Raw genomic sequence first — 16,769 nt, 5'->3', positions numbered from 1 at the left:
TGGGGGAGGTTACTCGTTCCATAAGACGAGCCCTTGGTAGGGTTTTCCACCCTTCAGCTCACGCCGGCACATTTAAGGCTCCGAGTCGTATTGAGGTCACCGCGTCCTGCCATTAGACAACCCAGGCACGGAGCGCCCGGGGAGGGAATTGAACCCCCACTCGGTGATGTGGCTCGGGCCGGTCGATCCGGCGCTTGGTGGTGTGTTGAAACTAGGAGCGAGAACTTTAGATACGGGTTGGCTTGCCTCTACCGCTGGGCTACCCCGGCGTGTGGTGCCGGGAGAAGGATTCGAACCTCCGCTGTGACCTGACCCGGATGCTGAACTTCAGTCCTGAGCTTCAGATTGCGCTCCTGCGCACCCGCCGCACACCGGCGGCGGGAGTCTGGGGATTACGCGGCGACGGCCTGTTCGGAGGCCAGCGGGGTGAACGTGCCGAAGAGGTAGTCCAGGAGGGGCGCGGCGATGCGCTGCTGCTGGATTTCGGTTCCGTTGGCTTCCTCACGAGCGTATTTCACCGCGTCGCGGAGGGCCTGGACCCGTACAGAGAGGGCCTTCACCTGGGCGGCGGGCATGGCTCCGGAGAATTTCACGGTCGTCCAGGTGCCTACGGGTACGTCCTCGTAGTACATCTCGACTTGTGCCTTGTGCTGCGCCGTGGCTTCGGCCAGGACGTGGTTGCGGGGGACCTTCTTCGTCTTGACGCTCTCATATGGCGCGGTGCGCCAGACGGCTCGGTCCTGGTCCCAGAGCCACTCTTCGGCCGGGTCGAGGACGGGCAGTTTCTCGACGAAGGTGGCGAGGTTGGTGAGCTGCTTTTCGAGGAAAAGCAGGTAGGGCACCGGGACGTCGCGTAGCAGGGTTTCGCCGTTCACCTTGATGTCGGCTCGGGCCTCGCAGTTGGCCCAGTCGCGGGTGGCGGTGACGTCGTAGAAGCGGAGGAGGACTGCCTTTACCTCGGCGATGGCGTCCACTGCTCGGAGCTGCACGCGGGTCGCTTCGGCGGGCTGCTGCTCGCCTTCGTCGTCGCGGGGGCGGTAGGTGCGGGAGAGACCGGTGAGCAGTGGGGCTTTCTGGACCTGGTGGTGCGCCTGGCTGAGCACGTTGTAGGCGTCGGTCTTGATCGGCTTTTCCACTGCGACTACCTGGCTGAGGCGCGTCGTCATGGGGCTGGACGTTATGAAGCATCCGTAGTGTCACGCAAATCCCCTTTAGCCCATTCGTGTGTCGCGATTTGATATTCGGGTTCGGCGTTCGGGTGTTTCCAGCGACGGTGAGGGTGCGTCCGCCGCAGTGTGACGCGGGTCGCTTCTGGGGGTGAACGGGTCTGCTGGGGCTGGTGGTTACGTCATCCTTGGCCTCATGATGCAATCGCACCTGCAATCGCAGATCGCAGCAGTGGAGGACTTCCCTCTGACCGAGCGGACTGACCCATGGTCCGAGGCCATGTGTGCGTCCGTGGACCGCGTGAGCGGTTTTCTGGGCGGGGAGGGCTGGGTGTGCGGGAACGCCGTGGCGGGGTCGTCGGCGTCTATCGAGTCGGAGTGGGTGGGCGTTCGCGCCGTGCACGAGGTGGACTGGCCTCGGGGTGCCGGGGTGTGCGTGGAGCTGTGGTACTTCCTCCCGGCGGAGTTTCGGCACGGGGATGGCCCGCACTCGCCCGGAGAGCCGCTGGAGGCTGCGGAGCACCGGATAGAGCGGATGGCGGCACTCACGTCAGTGCTGGTGGGGGCGGGGTTCGCGGTCGCGCTTCTGGATCGGGGGTGGCTCGGCGTGAATCTGCTCGTTACCTTGGCCTGTTCACCCGTTCGAGGGATTAGAGCTGTCGCTGGGGTGACCTAGCTTGAGGGCCGGGTCCGGAAGGGGAGCCGATTCCGAGACTGGGCCGTGGCGTTGGGCATATGCCGGTTCGGTTGATCTGCGGTCGCAAGTGCGGTCGCAGGGCGTAGCGTTCCCTCGTGGTGCCCAGCGGCCTGGTTGTGGCCGGTGGAGCTGGTTCTTGATGCCGCGCCTGTCGCGGAGGGCGGAGGGGTCGTGGCGACGCTTTTTCAGGAGTTGTTGGCGGACGCGGCTCGTAGTGAGCAGCGCTACGAGCTTGTGGACACGCAGCACTGCTCCGTGCATCCGAATACGGCTCTACAGAGGAATTGGGCTGGCTTGTGGCTGTGCCCGAAGCCGGAGCACCAGCCGAATCGAGGGGATGAGGACGATGAGTAGCGAAGAGGGGATGTCGTGGCCGGAGGCCGAGGCGCGCTTGATGGCCGTGCCCGGCCTGGAGGTCAGTTCCTTGGAGTGGACCCAGCCGGGAAAGTACGTCTTCTGGGGGGCTGTGAAGGTGCAGTTGCCTGATGGGACGGAGGCTGAGACCGAGCCCGGGATCTGGTTCAAGGACGCGAAGAACCGGGTGTACCCGTGGGCGCCGTCGTGGGCCGGCAGGAACCGCTGCGACTGGGTCGAGGGGCGTTCGCTCGGCGTTGGGTGAATCCGACCGTGGGGTGGGCCCCGTAGCCAGCCGATGGCTGGGTGCGGGGCCCTTGTGTTGTCGAGGAACTGGGGAAGGGGTCGAGGGTGGAGGGGCGTACCGGGCGGGCGCAGGCCGTGCTGGAGGTGGCCTGCGGCGGGCATCGCTGTGCGACGTCTGGACGGTGGGCAGGTGCGACCCGGGCGGCGGCGATGCGCGCGTCGCGGGCGGACGGCTGGCAGGGATTGCGGGTCGACGGGGAGATGGTCGACCTGTGCCCGGCGTGCGTGACGGACACGGCGCCGACGTCGGAGTGCCCGTACCCGGAGCCGTGCGGCTACGAGGTGGCGGGCTTGCTCGGGCACGACATTCACGGGCACCGCATTGCGCGCTATTTGGTTCGGCATTACGGGCTGAAATCCGTTTGTGAGGTGCGGGAGTGGGAGGCGATGGGGTGGTTGCGGGAGCTGCCGGCCGGCACCCGGCGGCGGCTGCTGGGCGCCCTCAAGTCGTGACTGGTGGTGGGGTGTTGCTGATGTTCTCCCACGATGTGGCTACCCATTCGGTGCATCTTGGACATCGCCACCGGCGGGAGCCTGCGCGGAGCGTAACCAGGGGTCACCCATTCGAGTGACGCAATAAAAACTTCACGGAAGTGGCGTGACTCATCCCCGCCGGTGTGGGTTGATGTTGGTGCGTGCCCACGCGGCGGGGTTTCGGTAGACACCCCCCCGTTTACCGGAATCCCGCTGGGCACGCGCCCTAGAACGGTCCGGCGTAGCCGCCGGCGCGATACCACCCCCCTGGGAATCGTCCTCTTCATCGGCTACGCCGGGCCTTCCGTCGTACTGGGGGAAAGGAAACGGTGTGAAGCAGACCGACGACCTTCTGGACAGGATCGACATGGGGCCGGCGGGCCGCCCCTTCGCGTTCGGCTTGGATGCCGAGCCGCTCACCACGAGGGCCGCTGCGGAACTGTTCGAGGACATGAACGCCCGGACGGTCCACAAGACTGACGTCGTGCTGCCCAACGGCAGGCCGGCCGTCGTGCGAACCATCTGCCTGGTTTTCGACGACCTGCTGGCCACGTGCGTTGCGAGCGAGTTGCCGGCCGACTACGTCCCGCAGGTCTTCGGCTCGGCGCTGTACGCGGCCGACGACCCCGGGCACTTGCTGGGGACTCTGTGGACGTACGGGCTGCCGGCCGAGGCCAAGGCCGGTCACGGGGAGGCCGTGGAGGAATTCGCGTCCGGACGTGCCCGTGTGGCCGCGTAGCAGGGTGCGGCGCCGGCCGCGCCGATCGCGCGGGACCTCGACCTGTCCGATACGCGAGAGGGAGCCCCGGTGGCTCATCTGACCTACGAAGGTACGATCCGCACACGCCTGTTGAACGAGGTCCGGGGGCTTCCGCAGTTCCAGGTTCGCCGCAACGGGCAGCAGTTGGAAGTGCTGGCCCTTTTCAGCGATCCGGAGACGCGGATCGCCTGGATCGAGTGTGAGCGAGGCACCTGGCGCCTTCCGGCGAAACTGTTTCCGTGGGCAGAAACGGTCGAGGACCGTGCGCGGGAGATCACGGGCCGGGACGAGGTGTTTCCTTGCCGGACGGTATGGGAGCAGGACGAGGATTCCGGCGAGTTGACCGTGGAGATATTCCCCAACGGCTATCGCAGCCCGTCATAGAAGTCAGGGCCTCACCCCATGCGCGAGGGGTGAGGCCCTGACTCCTGCGTGGACGACCGGTCCGGAAAAAGCTTCACACGGGACGGTGGCTCCCGGCATCCGCCGTCGGAGGGAGTTGATCGATGTCCTCGGCCTGGTCCGACCAGCGCCACCGGCGCCCGTCCCACACGATCATCTGCCCATGCGTCCGGCACACGAAGTACCGGCCCGGCTCGGTCTCGGGATCGGGCGCCATCACCACCAGGGCCCTGACGACGCAGCAGCACGCCTCCGCGTCACTCACAGGGCCGGCTCCCTCGGCAGCTCGTCGCACTCGGCGGCTCGCCAGTGCCAGAACCCGCACGGGCAGTACCGCATCGCGTGCAGCAGAGCGTCCTCGCTGAAGACGCATCGCACGACGGTGCCGGCCTCCCAGGGAGCTGGGTGGTAGACCGCCCACGCCCGCAGGGAGTGCCCGCAGCAGCGCATGCAGCCACCGCCCATGATCTGCGGAGGGGTGTACTTGTCGGCAATGAGGTCGGCCTGCGCAGCGTGGAAGTCGCGGCACTGCCCGCAGTAGCCGTACTCCATTCGAGTGACGCCCATTTCAATTTCACACCGTGGACACAGGGTGCGCGTTTCCGGGACGTAAGTCATGGCGCGAGCGTAATGGCTAGCATGCTTCACATGGTGGATAAGCAGCCCGGCGACGACATGCGCCTCCTCGCTATCGCGTACATGGAATTCTGGGCAAGGGGTGACAAGGCGAGCATGCGCCTGCTGGAGCGGGACAGACGCCAGATCGCCCAGGCGGTCGGAGCCTTCGCCTGGTTCCTGATGGACACGGTGGTCATCCCGGTCCAGCATGGCGTCGGATGGGCCGACGGGTGGGTGGAGGTCGACTTCCGGCGACGGACCGACCCGGAATTCACCGCCTCTCTGCTGCGGCGTCGCCGATACCGCCGACTGGCGCAGGGCCGCGTGCTGCGCGCCCGCCCTCACCTGCGGAAAGCGACCCGGGAGGTAGCCGGAATGCTGTGCCTCGCGTACTCCGTCGAGGCCGCGCACGACTGCGAGGTGAGCGCGAGAGAAGCGATTCTTCACGCACTCGGCCGGGTGCGAAATAGGTTCTGCCATACGGGTGATGGAAATAAAAATCCGTAACTCTGACACCGGCAGCCCGTTGTTCCCTCCAAGGAAGGGGAACGGGGCATCCGGGCGGCGCACTGTCGCCTCGTCGGTGAGGTGACGGATGCACCGCCTCTTCCTTAGCGAGAGCCCCCCAACTGCCTGTTCCCAGTGGGGGGTTCTTGCTGTGTCGTCCCCCCGAGGAGCAGCCCGAGGTGGAAAAATCTCGGAGTATGACCGAAAAAATGCAAGTGCTGCGATGGCTCCATGATCAAGGCGAGGCCACGCTGCTCCAGGTGGTGGACGGCACGAACATTCCGGCAGGTCGCGCTATCGCCCACCTCAACGCTCTCACCCGTGCCCAGCACACCGCCAAAGCCCGCCGCGACCGCTTCGACCGCTACACCATCACCGAGGCCGGCCGAGAAGAAGTCGAAAGCTGGACCGCGCCGCTGGCCCCCGCCCCTGGAAAGGTCCGTCGTGCTGGCTGACCCCTTCGACGTGCGCCAGGCCGCCGAGCTTCTCCACAGGCTCAGCCGGTACCTGTTCCTCTCCGCCGCGTGCTCAGCCGGCGCCCACCACCAATGCCCCCTGGTCGACACCTACTCCGGACGCCCGTGCTGCTGCACAGCGTGCGACCACACCGGATTCGTCGGCTCCCCTCCCCCGGTCGCCCTGCCGCTCCTGCACTACGCCGAAGACGGCCGCCGCCAGGGGTACACCTACGACGCACAGCAGATGGGCGTGCGCGACGACCTGGTGCAGGCCATGACCCGCGTGCTGGAGAACCACGTCCACGAGCTGCGCCGGCCTCGCATGGCGCACCAGCTCGCCGTTGCGGCGGCCCTGTTGTTCGCCCCGAGGAGCGGTGCCTGATGTACGCGCTACGCCTGCCCGGCACCTTCGTACCCGAGGAGCACGGCTGGACCGTACGGAACCCCGTGGTGCCCCACCAACAGCTCCAGATGGCCATGTACGAGCTGCACCGCTTCGGCTTCGTGTCCGCGAACTACATCCGGCCCGAGCCCGGTTCCGAAGCACCTGCCGGCCTCGTCCTCTCCGGATACGACCGGGAGACCGCCCAGTACCTGTGCCTGTACAACCCGCCATCCGAGTGGCCGGAAAGGAAAGTCACCGCCGCTCTCCTTCTCGCAGAAATCCGGGACGGTGTGGGCCACTCGGAGGTTTCCGCCTGAGCCCATTCGTGTCGCCACCAAAGAAATTGCTCGGACTTGCAGGATGACGTCAGCCCCCGTCCCGAAAGGACTCATATGGCTGACGTCACGGCCCGCCCCGCACCGGTGGCCGGCCCGATCGCAGCGGTGGTGGCCGGCCTGCTGGCCACCCACCCGCAGGAACCCCCGCTGATTGTCAGACTCGGCTGGCAGGCATCCCCGAACGGCACGCTGCGGCCCATTTCCTTGGTGGTGGTGCGCTGTGGCTGAGACGAAAGAGCCGGACATCTACACCGAGCGCGCCCACCTCCTGGCCGTGATGGTGGCACTGTTCGGAGGCGTTCTGTCCTACAGCGACCCGCTCACCCCCGGCTGGCCCGTCCTCTACGTCGAGTCCCCGGCCGGACAGCTCTCCTGGCACATCCACCCCGACGACCTCTGGCTTTTCGAAGCCGTCCCCGTGGTCGAGAACTACCCCTGGGACCAGCACAGCACGACGGTGAAATACCGGCGCGTGCGGGCTCTCCTGCACGACCTCCCGAAGATGACGTACGCGAGGCCCGAGTACGGCCACCCCTGAATTACCCCGCCGGAATTCGGGACGGGCACCGTTGAAAGACTTCCGTCCCGAATCGAGGTGACCGTCATGCCCCTCCTGCGACGCCCCAACCCATCGTGGGACGCGGTCCAGGTGCTGCCCGGAACACCCACAGGCGGCCCCAGGTCCCAGCTCGCCGCCGGCTGGCCTTCGGAACTGCCCGACCCTCATCCAGGCGGCACGTCGGCGCTCTCAGCGGCCACCCTGCCGCGTCTGAGCGCGCAACCCGGCACCTCCCCCGTCCGGGGGCGCCCTACGCGTCAGCAGCTCGGCCTCGGCTCCCCCGGCACCGCACCGACCGGGGCACCGGCCACGGGCCAGGGGCGCAGCTCCATCTTCATGGCGCCCATGTACTGACCCCACGTTGCGCACGACGAGACCCGCCCTCCCAACTGAGCCTGGGAAAGCGGGTCTCGTCGTGTATGGATCAGGCTCCCGGAGCGAAACCGGGCTGCCCGTCGCGGACGGCCTGCGCGAAGGCGGCCCACTCAGAGTCCGTGAACGGAAGGACGGTACCGGGCATGTTGGAGTTCCGGACCAGGTATCCGCCCTCGACCCGGGCGGTCTCCAGGCAGTCACCGGTTCCGTTGGTGGAGGCCAGCGGGGTGTTCCACGTGAGGTCTGCCGGGGCGTTGTCCACCATGGCGTTGAGTGCGTCCAGCTTGGCGGCGTTGGTGTGGTCAGTCACGAGACAGCTCTTTCCTGATCGTTTCGATTTTTTCAAACGAGTCTGTCGGGGACAGCGCGAGTTCGCGCAAGTCGTCCAGGAAGCCCTTCAGCCCCCGAGTTTCCTTGAGACTCTTCCGGAAGGTCATACCCGTCATCGCGTCGAAAGCAGCGATGGGCGACTCTGTCCCTCCGAAGCTGAGAAAGTGGAACGTGTACGTGAGGGTGGCGTTGGCCTCGAACGGGATCACGCGGAAGATCACGCCTCGCTCCGTGGCGTCTTCGAGGAGTGCGTCGAGCTGGGCGAGCATGACGTCACGGCCCCCGACCTTCTGCCGCAGCGCCGCCTCGCCGATGAGTACCTCCACAGTCGGCCGTGAGTCCTTGAAGAGGATGTCCCGACGCCGAGCACGCAGTTCAACGGAACGGTCCACCGACTGCGGTTTCGCGGTCGACTTCGCCAGGTAGTGCGTGAGCGTCCGGCCGTACTCGCGCGTCTGGAGCAGCCCGGGAAGAATGTTGGGAGTGCACGTAGTGATCTCACGGGCACTGTCCTCGTAGGCCACGAACTCGATGAGGCTCTCCGGGAATTCGTCTTCGAAGCCTTGCCACCAGGTCTCGGTGATGGCCGTTCCCGCTTCCAGCATCGTCTCCAGCCGGACGCTGGTCGGGATGTCCGCATCGTAGAGCCTGAGCAGGGTTTGCAGCTCGGCTGGCTCGGGCCAGGCAGCGCCGCGTTCGAAGCGGCTGACGCGGTCGATCGTCCTGCGCTTGATTGCTCGGGCGGCGTCGATCTGCTTGATCGGTGCGCCCTTCGGGGTCCGGGCGTCGAGGCGCACCTTCTTCAGGGCTTCCCCGAATCGTTGCCGGGCGACCATGCCTGCGGTACTGACCGCCACGGTGCTTCCCCTTCTCTCGCGGCTTGTAGACAACGCGAAGAGTAGCGCGAGGGCGTACTTCCGGGCACGTGTGGGGGTTTTTCGCCCCTAGGGCTTGCAACCGCAGGTGCAATCGCACCACACTCGGTCTCACGTACCGATGGTCCGTCGTCGCGGTGCGTCACCTACGCGGTTTCCCCATGCCCGCGTGATGGAGGGCTTCATGCACACCCAGCAGCATGCAAGTACAGACGCAGTGCGGGAGAGAACGTTCCCTTGCACTCCCGACCAGGTCAGGGCAGCTCGCCGATGGGCAGCCGCAGTTTACTCCGAGGCGGGAGCCGACCGGGACATGTCGGAGACGTGCTGCCTGCTGGTCAGCGAAGTGGTCACCAACTCGGTGTTACATGCCGGCGGCGACTCCTTCCGCGTACGGATTCACCGTGCGGACCTGCGAGTTGAGGTGTGGGACAGCTCCTGCCAGATGCCGCAGCGCCGCGTGATCGGCGCAGATTCGGAGAACGGCCGGGGGCTGGAGCTGCTGGATCTCCTCGCGCCGGGCTTCGCCGTGGTGTGTGAAGAGGGCGGCAAGAGCGTCTGCTTCCAGCCAAAGGTCAGCTTCTAGCGCATGGAATGGAGGGGCCGACGATGGATGCGAGTCCGCGTCTCGTTCTGATCAGCGAAGCCGAACTGACGGAAGATCCGCACCCGGATCAACCGTTCCGGCTGGAGCTGGACGGTTGGTGGGAGGGCTCGCCCGGGGATGGGTACAGCTCGACCCGCCTAAGCGTTCGCTTCGACTCCGCCGACCTCACTGCACTTCTGGCACAGGGCCGCGCGTCACAGCTTGCGCTTGTGAGTCGCATCAGTCGTACCGGCGCGGGCCTCCAGTCGCTCGCAGAGCTGAAGGAGCAGGCGGCCATCGCCGCCCGTCCCGCCCCCCGTCCGGACGTTGCACTGCTTGAGCGAGTCTTCGTGAAGCTGCACGAAATCTAGACCACGGCCTGGCCTGCCCCTCGCGGAGGGCCAGGCCGTGACAGACACCCGCCCGTGAACCCGGGTGGGCGGGCGCCGTGGGCCTCCCCGTACCCAGGCGTCCCATCCCGGCCGGCACCGTCGGCTGTTCCTCCTCGGTGCCGGCCGGGAGCACTGAGTTTCTGTCTCGACCCTCTATCAGCGGGGGCGGTCAAGAGGCAGAAAAGGGCGCCCGCTCATGCTCTGGAAGCGGGCGCCCACCGCCAAGCAGGCTTAACGACTTTGATACGGGAGGTGGTTCATAGGGGTCGCCAATACGTCACGCGTGTTGCCTGGGTCGCCCTGCGTTTCACTCCCCTGCGCAGGACCGGCCTGGGTTTTAGTTTCCCTTTTCCCGGATCACCCAATAGGGCTTTCCGGCTTTTAGCATGCTCGCAAGCTATTTGCTAAATCTGGCATATTCCTATTTCGCCGATCATGCCGGTTTCGCTTTCCGGTTGCCCCGAGCGCGAGTACCTTTCTGCCCGTCGGGAATTCTCCCGGCGCTCACTCAACAGGAAGCAGGTACTCCCATGGCGGGAGAGTCGCTTTACGACCAGGAGATCACCGGTCCGTTCGCAGCCATGTGCGGCGGAGGCACGGACAACGACGGCAACATGGAGTCCTGCATCTCGATCGCTCCGCTGGCCGGCGGTGGCTACGCCCTCGGCGACACCAAGCCGGACGGCGCCGGGCGAGAGCTGCGCATGACGAAGGCGGAGATCCAGAGCTTCGTGGACCGCTGGACCGAGGACCACGGCACCGCGACTGCCTGATCTCCCCCGCGCCGCAACTAGCGGGAGTCAGTACGGGCGCCCTGTCTTCCCGGCGGGGCGCCCTCCGTGTTCCACAACCCCCTTGATAGGAGTGTCCCCGTGGCTCTCTCCACACTGATCACCGACCCCGAGAGCGTTCTCGCGGCATGGCCTCGTACTCCAAGGCTGTACCACCACGCCGCCGACACGTTCGCAGACCTCCTCACTCTCGACGAGGTCAACGAGTTGATCGACGAGGAGTGCATCGCGATGCGCAATCTCGTTCTGATCAAGGACGGCTCGCTCATTGAACGCCGGCTTTTCGGCGACGGCGACCTCCCCTACCCCGGGGCCGTACGCGAGCACATCAACAACGGCGGCACCATCTCCCTGCGCCAGTTGCAGGAACTACGTCCATCCATCTCGCGGCTCCGTCGCGAGGTCCAGGCCGCGACAGGGTGCCTGGTGCACGCCAACGCGTACCTGACACCGCCGGATTCTCAAGGTCTCAAGTACCACTATGACCCGTACGTGACGTTGATCATCCAGATCGCCGGGCGCAAGGCGTGGCCGCTGCACCCTCCGATCGTTGAGAACCCGACGAAGGAACACGGGAACTTCCTCGGGCGCGGCTTCACGCATGAGGAGCGTGTCTACCTGGCCAACACGCCGCCGGCGCAGACGTTCACGCTGGAGCCCGGCGACGTGTTCTGGCTGCCGCGCGGGTACCTCCACTCCCCCCACACGGTGGGTGAAGAGACCTCTCTGCACATCACGTTGGCGATGAAGGAGCGCACCGCGCACTGGGTGGCCGAACAGATGGCCTCCGAAATTCTGGAGCAGGCCATCGTCGACCCAGCCATGCGGGAAGAACTTCAGCCGGCGGCGCTGTTCCGCGACCCGGTGGCCGCCGTGAACGACATGCGCACCTACCTTCAGGGGGCGCTGATGCTGATGGACACGAAGGAGATGGGCGAGCGTCTCGTACGTGTCGCGCGCCGCGTGGCGTAGGCGTCTGGCCGTCCCGCTAGCTTGCTACTTCTCTACCGATCTCCATGGGAGTTTTCAGGGTGACGAAGCACTGGCACGCCTACGGCTACACGGGCAGGTCGTACAAGGACGGGGAGGTTCGCGCAGGTGTCGCGCCCTCCACCTACCCGCCCTTTGAGATCATGCACTGGCTGGCCCGCCCCGCGCGTGACATCGAAGAGACGTTCACCGAGATTGACGCTGCTGTGGAGTGGCTCCGAGGGGCGCTGGAGTTGCACGTTCCTCTCGGAGCCGAGAGCTTCACGATTGAGGATCGGTTGGCCTACGCGCGGAGCGCTCTGGCGCAGGCCGCCGGCAGCGACGTGGTGTACGGGTATTACTCGGTAGGGAGACTCTACGTTTCTCGGGCATTGATCACCTGTCCCCGGAAGCGGCTGAACAATTTTGGCGAGGCTCCGCCTCCTTGTCCGACCGGCCTTGTCTAGCTACGGGCTTGTGCAAGGCCAGTCGGGCGAGGGAGTTGTTCGCGGATCGTCTGGGGGGGTGAACCACCGCTTCTCTACGTCATGCGTTCTCGTACGGCCTGGAGCACGGCGAGGGCCATGTCCCACTCCGTCAGGTCGTCCTCCGGGTGCTCTCCGGGGTTTTCGGCGATGCGCCATCCGTAGGCCCAGACGGTGGCGCTGTACTCCCGGGCGGCCTGGGGGGACATCTTCGCGATGCGCCGGCGGGCGTCGTTCAGGAGTTTGGTGTCGACGGTCCGTCGGGTGAACACGTGGGGCCCTCCATCGAGTTGCGGCGGTAGTTGGGCAGAAGGTGGCCCTGTGAGCTGAGAACGGCTGCGGGGCGGGCGCTCAGGGCGTCGGTGAGGGCCTGGTGCTCGTCGTCGGCCTGGGAGGTCCAACGGCCGACGACGATGCCGAGGGTGCCGATGCGGTAGACGGTCGCGGGCTCGGCCCTGCGGTAGGGCGGGGCGGTCTCCTGGTAGTAGGTGCGGTAGCGCCAGGGCCAAGTTCGCTGGCAGCGAGTGGTGGTGACCAGGGGCATCGGATCAATCACCAGGCCGCGCGAGTGTAGGGCTTGCCGTTGAAGACCTGGTTGATCATTCGTCCGGGGCTGCCGGCCGCGCGGAACCTATTCCACTCGCGACGGGTCACGCCGTAATACTCGTAGCCGACGCCATCCTGGTAGATCCCGGGTGCGACCCTCTCGCCCCGGAATCTTACGAACATGGTCTTCGACTTGTAGTCGTAGCCCGCCGCCACCGTACGGGGCCGGGGCGGATTGCTCGTGTTGGTCGGGCGCTCCGTGAGCAGGGACTGGTCGTCGCCGAGGTGGAAGGCGCGCAGAAGGGCTGCTGTCTTGCGGGGGCCCAGGTCTTCGCGTGATTGCAGGATGTATTCGCGGATTTCTTCGGGCGTGTAGCCACTACCCGGCGGTATTCCTCGGGGCATCGAGAACCCTCCCGGTTCGAGTCGGTCCTTTGACCGTAGAAGGGGAGGGTTTTCGAACGATATTCGTCAGGGTTTGATGCGGGCTGCTGAATAGGTGGCTCGTGGTCAGGGCGCTTGTGTGCTCCAGTCGATGCCGATGGGGTTGCGGTGGTGGCCGGCGGGGAGTCGAGATGCGTGCCGGTAGATCATGGTGGTACTGAAGTCCTTGTGCCCGTAGTAGGCCATGACTCGGTCGTGGCTTGGCTTGTTGGGGTCGACCAGCGCGAGCGTGATGGCGGTTGCGCGGCCGTCGTGGGGACCGATGGCGAAACCGCATTCACGACCGGCTTCCTGGACCATGCGGTAGATGCCGGATGCGTCGAGCCGGGTGTGTTCGAGTTGTCCGGTCTCCTTGTTCCGCGTGCGGCGGCCGGTGGACATGATCAGAGGTCCGGCGGTTCGGCCGTCGAGGAATTCATCCGTCAGCTCGGCGAGGCGGTGGGGGATGTCGATGTCCACCCAGGCGCCGCCCTTGCGTTTGAACCGGAGCATGCGGCCTCGGGGGACCTGGTAGAAGTGCTCGACGCTGACGTTCTCGATTTCCTCGCACCGCAGTCCGGGGCCGAAGGCGTAGCCGTTGGCTATCTGGGAGCGGATCGCTTTTGCTCGGGCAGCCGCCAGGACGTCGCTGATTTCCCAGGGGAGCAGGACAGAGCGTTGCTTTCTGGTGCGGCTTTCGAGCTTTACTGCCTTGATGGGGTTGGTGCCTCGGAGCTGGTGGACGATGGAGTAGGTGAATGCAGAACTGAGCGCGTCGTACTTTGCTTTGAGGCTGGGGGTTCCGTACGGAAGGCTTGCGCATTCCGTGGTGCAGTTGCCGGGGTGGTCGTTCCAGTGGGGGCTTTCGAGGTATGTGAAGTAGTCCTCGATTTCTTCGACGCCAGCGTGTTTGAGTGCGTCGATTCCTGCGTAGTCGCTGTATCGCTCCATCCAGCCGAGAAAGAGTTCGAAATATGGCAGGTACTTGCGGCGGGTTTCGGGGCTCGTGAGCTGGTTGCCCCATCGGCGGGTGAACGTCTCCAGGTCCATCTCGGCGTTGCGCTGGCGGCGGGTGCGGTCGGCCCATGCGGGCGGTGTGGTGCTGGCGGGCATGTGCGCACTCTAGCGAGACAACGCATAGGTAGTCATGGGCTTCCGTGCATTGGCGGCGTCGTGGGGATTATTTGACATTATTTGTCCGGCTTTAGCTTCGCCGGATGGGGACCCCACTTGATGCCACGGAGCGCGAACTGACCCTCGGCATGCCCGAGGAGCCGGAGCCGGCCGACGTTGCCGACGGAGACCAGGCCGTCATCGAGGACATCATCGACAAGATCATCTTGGTCATCGACGAACTGTCCGGTCACCCCCTGCGCCCGTACCAGCTCCCTCTGGCCCGCCGCATTCTGGAGTCACTCATCATCGAGGACTCGGCCAAGATCACCGCGCTGTGGAGCCGGCAGTCTGGCAAATCTGAGACCGTCGCCGACACCGTGGCCGGCGCGGCGATCATGCTGCCCCGGCTCGCCAAGGTGTTTCCCACGCTTCTGGGGAAGTTCAAGGAGGGGCTGTGGGTCGGTGTTTTCGCCCCGACCGACGAGATGTCCGAGACTCTCTTTTCCCGCATCGTTGGCAGGCTCACATCCGAGCGCGCCCAGGACATCATGGCGGACCCGGAGATCGACGAGAAGTTGGTGGCCCGGGGAAAGGTTCTCCACCTCAAGCGCTGCGGGAGCCTCATTCGAAAGCAGACGGCACACCCGAAGGCCATGATCGAGGGACAGACCTACCACCTGGTCGTGATCGACGAGGCGCAGGCTGCCGACGACAAGGTACTCAACAAGAGCATCACGCCGATGTTGGCTTCTACCGCTGGGACGATCTGCCTGACAGGCACCCCCACCTACACGAAGTCCGGCTTCTACGAACAGATACAGAAGAACCGGCGAGAGGCCACCCGTAAGGGCAAAAAGGCCAACCACTTCCAGGTCGACTGGAAGGAAGTCGCCAAAAGCGTTCCGCGCTACAAGAAGTTCGTGCAGAGCGAGATGGACCGCCTAGGCGAGGACAGTGACGAATTCAAACTGTCCTACCGGCTGATCTGGCTGCTCGACAAGGGCATGCTCTGCACATCCGATCGCTTCGACTCTCTCGGCGATGTCTCCATGCGTGCAGTGCAGGAATGGCACCGCTCCCCCGTGATCGTCGGAATCGACCCCGCCCGCAAGACGGACTCCACGATCGTCACTGTTTGCTGGGTGAACTGGGATTACCCCGACGAGTACGGAAATTACGAGCACCGCGTACTCAACTGGTTGGACCTTCAGGGACTGGACTGGGAGACGCAGTATTACCGCATCGTCGAATTCCTCTCCCACTACAACGTTTTCGCCATCGGCATCGACGCCGGCGGCCTCGGCGACGTGGTGGCCAGCAGACTGCGAGTGCTCATGCCCTACTCCCAGATGATCGACCTGAAAAGTGACCGCACGAATCAAACCAAGCGCTGGGCCCACATGATGGACCTCATGTCCAAGGGCCTCGTGATCTGGCCGGCCCACGCCAAGACCAGGTCCACAAAGACCTGGCGGAAATTCAGGCAGCAGATGGAAGACGCTGAGCTGACCTACCAGGGCCCCCACATCATCGTCGCGGCTCCCGAGGTGGATGCCGCGCACGACGACTACGTGGACTCCCTGGCCAACGCCCTCTTCCTCACCGCAGAAATGACCATGCCCGAGGTCGAGATGCAGAATGCGCCCTGGTAGCCATTACCGACAAGAAAAGGACCCGACCTAGCGTCCTGGTGAGACGTCTCAAATTGGGAGGCACACCATGGCGCAGAGCCCCCTCGCCCCTGACCCGAATTTCCACGAGTCCGCTGACCGCTTCTACGAGCGGAAGACCGCCAGCAACCCGGCCCGGCGCGGTCCCCTGCGTTTCCAGGAAGGCATCGCCTCCGACAGTGACGTACCCAGCGAGTTCAGCGAGGGCGTCATGCAGGGCTACCGCACGCCGCCTGGCCGCTCGAACCACAACGTCAACGTGTTCACCAAGAGCGCCGAGGAGACCACGCGGGAGCGGGCGCACGTCGGTAGCGCAAGCTGGCCGGAGGCCCCCACCTTCATCTCGGCCATGGCCGAGGGGGCGAGCGAGCGTGAGCTGAGCTACTCCAGCGTCGACCGGGGCGAGCGCCCGCACATCCGCCGGAACTACGCCCGGGTGGACTGACGCGTGACCCAGCCCGGACAGTCCACACCGTGGGCGAAGCTCCCCATCCCCTCGTCGGGGAAGGTCCCGGACGTCCCGGTCGACCTGGCGGCGGTCGTCGACCCGATCGACACGCTCCTCAAGAACGTGATCGGCGGGGCGACGGCCCCCACGGGCCCGCTCAGCCCCACCATTACCGAGGCGTCTGCCAGTATCGGGTCGCTCAACGCTACTCAGAGCAGCCAGCAGGCGGACATCGCCCAGATCCAGGACCAGATCGCCAGGCTTTCGGCTGTGCCGTGGGCGTCCGCGACAGCCCGCACCACGACGCTGAGTATCACGGGAACGACCCGTACGCCCACCCAGGTCCACTCGATGACCATTCCGTCCGCTTCGCAGCGGCGTCTGCTCATGGTGCACACGACCATGAGCGTGGGGTGGACCGACAACGCGACCACCACGCAGGCGCGAGCCCGTCTCCAGCTTCGGGCCGACGGCGGGTCGTCCTATGTCGACCGCAACATCAGCATCACCAGCGGTGTGGACCAGACGGCGACCCTGACCTTCATCGAGACCGTCGAGGCTGGGAAGAGTCCTTCGGTACGCCTGACCTTGGAGGTCTACGGCCAGTCCGCCTCGTCGTCCCGCATTCTCGCGACGCAGGCGCCAGATCCCCGCATCTATGCCGTTGCGCTTCCCTGGAGTGGCCTCACCGTCCCTTACCTGCCCGTTTAGCAGTAGAGCTGACGTCGAGTACAGACCA

At 65.6% G+C, this 16,769-nt stretch carries 27 protein-coding genes; 18 read left to right on the top strand and 9 right to left on the bottom strand.

Features of this window, described 5'->3' with window-relative positions; translation table 11 throughout:
* Positions 1 to 392: 392 nt before the first annotated feature.
* Entirely contained in the window at positions 393 to 1,166 is a 774-nt protein-coding gene (locus PSQ21_RS22970; protein WP_274032593.1) for a DUF7873 family protein, read from the bottom strand.
* Positions 1,167 to 2,209: 1,043 nt separating this feature from the next.
* Between PSQ21_RS22970 and PSQ21_RS22965 the strand changes: the two genes are divergently transcribed.
* The 4 genes from PSQ21_RS22965 to PSQ21_RS22950 all read left to right on the top strand — a co-directional run bounded on the left by PSQ21_RS22965 (position 2,210) and on the right by PSQ21_RS22950 (position 4,141).
* Complete coding sequence (locus PSQ21_RS22965; RefSeq protein WP_274032592.1) at positions 2,210 to 2,482, top strand: hypothetical protein; 273 nt, start codon at positions 2,210 to 2,212, stop codon at positions 2,480 to 2,482.
* Positions 2,483 to 2,568: 86 nt separating this feature from the next.
* Entirely contained in the window at positions 2,569 to 2,976 is a 408-nt protein-coding gene (locus PSQ21_RS22960; protein WP_274032591.1) for a hypothetical protein, read from the top strand.
* A 352-nt stretch (positions 2,977 to 3,328) separates the two neighbouring features.
* Positions 3,329 to 3,736, top strand: coding sequence for a hypothetical protein (locus tag PSQ21_RS22955; RefSeq protein WP_274032589.1), 408 nt, complete (start codon positions 3,329 to 3,331; stop codon positions 3,734 to 3,736).
* Positions 3,737 to 3,805: 69 nt separating this feature from the next.
* Positions 3,806 to 4,141, top strand: coding sequence for a hypothetical protein (locus tag PSQ21_RS22950; RefSeq protein ID WP_274032587.1), 336 nt, complete (start codon positions 3,806 to 3,808; stop codon positions 4,139 to 4,141).
* Positions 4,142 to 4,214: 73 nt separating this feature from the next.
* Here the strand turns inward: PSQ21_RS22950 and PSQ21_RS22945 are convergent, their stop codons facing one another.
* Both PSQ21_RS22945 and PSQ21_RS22940 read right to left on the bottom strand, forming a co-directional pair.
* The gene (locus PSQ21_RS22945) at positions 4,215 to 4,424 is read right to left on the bottom strand and encodes a hypothetical protein (protein ID WP_274032585.1); all 210 of its coding nucleotides are present in this window, start codon (positions 4,422 to 4,424) and stop codon (positions 4,215 to 4,217) included.
* Positions 4,421 to 4,726 carry a hypothetical protein gene (locus tag PSQ21_RS22940; protein ID WP_274032584.1) on the bottom strand — a complete coding sequence of 102 codons (306 nt, stop codon included), beginning with the start codon at positions 4,724 to 4,726 and terminating at the stop codon, positions 4,421 to 4,423. Before PSQ21_RS22940 ends, PSQ21_RS22945 begins: the two co-directional genes overlap by 4 nt.
* Positions 4,727 to 4,807: 81 nt before the next feature.
* Between PSQ21_RS22940 and PSQ21_RS22935 the strand changes: the two genes are divergently transcribed.
* From PSQ21_RS22935 to PSQ21_RS22910, 6 genes are all read left to right on the top strand, one after another.
* Positions 4,808 to 5,284 carry a hypothetical protein gene (locus PSQ21_RS22935; protein ID WP_274032583.1) on the top strand — a complete coding sequence of 159 codons (477 nt, stop codon included), beginning with the start codon at positions 4,808 to 4,810 and terminating at the stop codon, positions 5,282 to 5,284.
* A 197-nt stretch (positions 5,285 to 5,481) separates the two neighbouring features.
* Positions 5,482 to 5,739 carry a hypothetical protein gene (locus PSQ21_RS22930; protein ID WP_274032581.1) on the top strand — a complete coding sequence of 86 codons (258 nt, stop codon included), beginning with the start codon at positions 5,482 to 5,484 and terminating at the stop codon, positions 5,737 to 5,739.
* On the top strand, positions 5,729 to 6,124 hold the full coding sequence (locus tag PSQ21_RS22925; protein WP_274032580.1) for a hypothetical protein: 396 nt from the start codon (positions 5,729 to 5,731) through the stop codon (positions 6,122 to 6,124). Before PSQ21_RS22930 ends, PSQ21_RS22925 begins: the two co-directional genes overlap by 11 nt.
* On the top strand, positions 6,124 to 6,444 hold the full coding sequence (locus PSQ21_RS22920) for a hypothetical protein (protein ID WP_274032578.1): 321 nt from the start codon (positions 6,124 to 6,126) through the stop codon (positions 6,442 to 6,444). The genes PSQ21_RS22925 and PSQ21_RS22920 overlap by 1 nt, the downstream gene beginning before the upstream one ends.
* Positions 6,445 to 6,519: 75 nt before the next feature.
* Positions 6,520 to 6,693 (top strand): hypothetical protein, encoded by a 174-nt coding sequence (locus PSQ21_RS22915; RefSeq protein WP_274032576.1) that lies wholly within the window; start codon positions 6,520 to 6,522, stop codon positions 6,691 to 6,693.
* A complete protein-coding gene (locus PSQ21_RS22910) occupies positions 6,686 to 7,003 on the top strand; it encodes a hypothetical protein (protein WP_274032573.1) in 318 nt (105 codons plus the stop codon). Before PSQ21_RS22915 ends, PSQ21_RS22910 begins: the two co-directional genes overlap by 8 nt.
* 445 nt (positions 7,004 to 7,448) lie before the next feature.
* Here PSQ21_RS22910 and PSQ21_RS22905 read toward each other — a convergent pair whose 3' ends face one another.
* Positions 7,449 to 7,709, bottom strand: coding sequence for a DUF397 domain-containing protein (locus PSQ21_RS22905; protein ID WP_274032571.1), 261 nt, complete (start codon positions 7,707 to 7,709; stop codon positions 7,449 to 7,451).
* Entirely contained in the window at positions 7,702 to 8,586 is an 885-nt protein-coding gene (locus PSQ21_RS22900) for a DUF5753 domain-containing protein (protein WP_274032570.1), read from the bottom strand. The genes PSQ21_RS22905 and PSQ21_RS22900 overlap by 8 nt, the downstream gene beginning before the upstream one ends.
* 139 nt (positions 8,587 to 8,725) lie before the next feature.
* On the opposite strand from PSQ21_RS22900, the gene PSQ21_RS22895 reads away from it, so the two are divergent.
* The 5 genes from PSQ21_RS22895 (at position 8,726) to PSQ21_RS22875 (ending at position 11,809) form a co-directional block, all read left to right on the top strand.
* On the top strand, positions 8,726 to 9,190 hold the full coding sequence (locus PSQ21_RS22895) for an ATP-binding protein (protein ID WP_337961682.1): 465 nt from the start codon (positions 8,726 to 8,728) through the stop codon (positions 9,188 to 9,190).
* A 23-nt stretch (positions 9,191 to 9,213) separates the two neighbouring features.
* Entirely contained in the window at positions 9,214 to 9,561 is a 348-nt protein-coding gene (locus PSQ21_RS22890; RefSeq protein ID WP_274032567.1) for a hypothetical protein, read from the top strand.
* 551 nt (positions 9,562 to 10,112) lie between these two features.
* A complete protein-coding gene (locus PSQ21_RS22885) occupies positions 10,113 to 10,355 on the top strand; it encodes a DUF397 domain-containing protein (RefSeq protein WP_274032566.1) in 243 nt (80 codons plus the stop codon).
* A gap of 99 nt (positions 10,356 to 10,454) precedes the next feature.
* Positions 10,455 to 11,345, top strand: a complete 891-nt coding sequence (locus PSQ21_RS22880; protein ID WP_274032565.1) for a JmjC domain-containing protein — start codon at positions 10,455 to 10,457, stop codon at positions 11,343 to 11,345.
* Positions 11,346 to 11,404: 59 nt separating this feature from the next.
* The gene (locus tag PSQ21_RS22875; protein ID WP_274032563.1) at positions 11,405 to 11,809 is read left to right on the top strand and encodes a hypothetical protein; all 405 of its coding nucleotides are present in this window, start codon (positions 11,405 to 11,407) and stop codon (positions 11,807 to 11,809) included.
* Between the two features lie 74 nt (positions 11,810 to 11,883).
* Here the strand turns inward: PSQ21_RS22875 and PSQ21_RS22870 are convergent, their stop codons facing one another.
* From PSQ21_RS22870 to PSQ21_RS22855, 4 genes are all read right to left on the bottom strand, one after another.
* Positions 11,884 to 12,099 (bottom strand): hypothetical protein, encoded by a 216-nt coding sequence (locus PSQ21_RS22870; protein WP_274032561.1) that lies wholly within the window; start codon positions 12,097 to 12,099, stop codon positions 11,884 to 11,886.
* Positions 12,063 to 12,383 (bottom strand): hypothetical protein, encoded by a 321-nt coding sequence (locus PSQ21_RS22865; RefSeq protein WP_274032560.1) that lies wholly within the window; start codon positions 12,381 to 12,383, stop codon positions 12,063 to 12,065. Before PSQ21_RS22865 ends, PSQ21_RS22870 begins: the two co-directional genes overlap by 37 nt.
* Positions 12,380 to 12,778 (bottom strand): KTSC domain-containing protein, encoded by a 399-nt coding sequence (locus PSQ21_RS22860; RefSeq protein WP_274032559.1) that lies wholly within the window; start codon positions 12,776 to 12,778, stop codon positions 12,380 to 12,382. Before PSQ21_RS22860 ends, PSQ21_RS22865 begins: the two co-directional genes overlap by 4 nt.
* A 105-nt stretch (positions 12,779 to 12,883) precedes the next feature.
* The gene (locus PSQ21_RS22855) at positions 12,884 to 13,909 is read right to left on the bottom strand and encodes a tyrosine-type recombinase/integrase (protein WP_274032558.1); all 1,026 of its coding nucleotides are present in this window, start codon (positions 13,907 to 13,909) and stop codon (positions 12,884 to 12,886) included.
* A 104-nt stretch (positions 13,910 to 14,013) separates the two neighbouring features.
* On the opposite strand from PSQ21_RS22855, the gene PSQ21_RS22850 reads away from it, so the two are divergent.
* From PSQ21_RS22850 to PSQ21_RS22840, 3 genes are all read left to right on the top strand, one after another.
* Positions 14,014 to 15,564 (top strand): phage terminase large subunit family protein, encoded by a 1,551-nt coding sequence (locus tag PSQ21_RS22850; protein WP_274032557.1) that lies wholly within the window; start codon positions 14,014 to 14,016, stop codon positions 15,562 to 15,564.
* A gap of 67 nt (positions 15,565 to 15,631) precedes the next feature.
* On the top strand, positions 15,632 to 16,027 hold the full coding sequence (locus tag PSQ21_RS22845) for a hypothetical protein (protein ID WP_274032556.1): 396 nt from the start codon (positions 15,632 to 15,634) through the stop codon (positions 16,025 to 16,027).
* Between the two features lie 3 nt (positions 16,028 to 16,030).
* Positions 16,031 to 16,741, top strand: a complete 711-nt coding sequence (locus tag PSQ21_RS22840; RefSeq protein WP_274032555.1) for a hypothetical protein — start codon at positions 16,031 to 16,033, stop codon at positions 16,739 to 16,741.
* Positions 16,742 to 16,769: the final 28 nt, after the last annotated feature.

This window comes from Streptomyces sp. MMBL 11-1 (assembly GCF_028622875.1).
Classification (GTDB): Bacteria; Actinomycetota; Actinomycetes; order Streptomycetales; family Streptomycetaceae; genus Streptomyces.
Note: the sequence above shows the minus strand (reverse complement) of the source record. Positions and strands in the feature narration are given on the sequence as shown.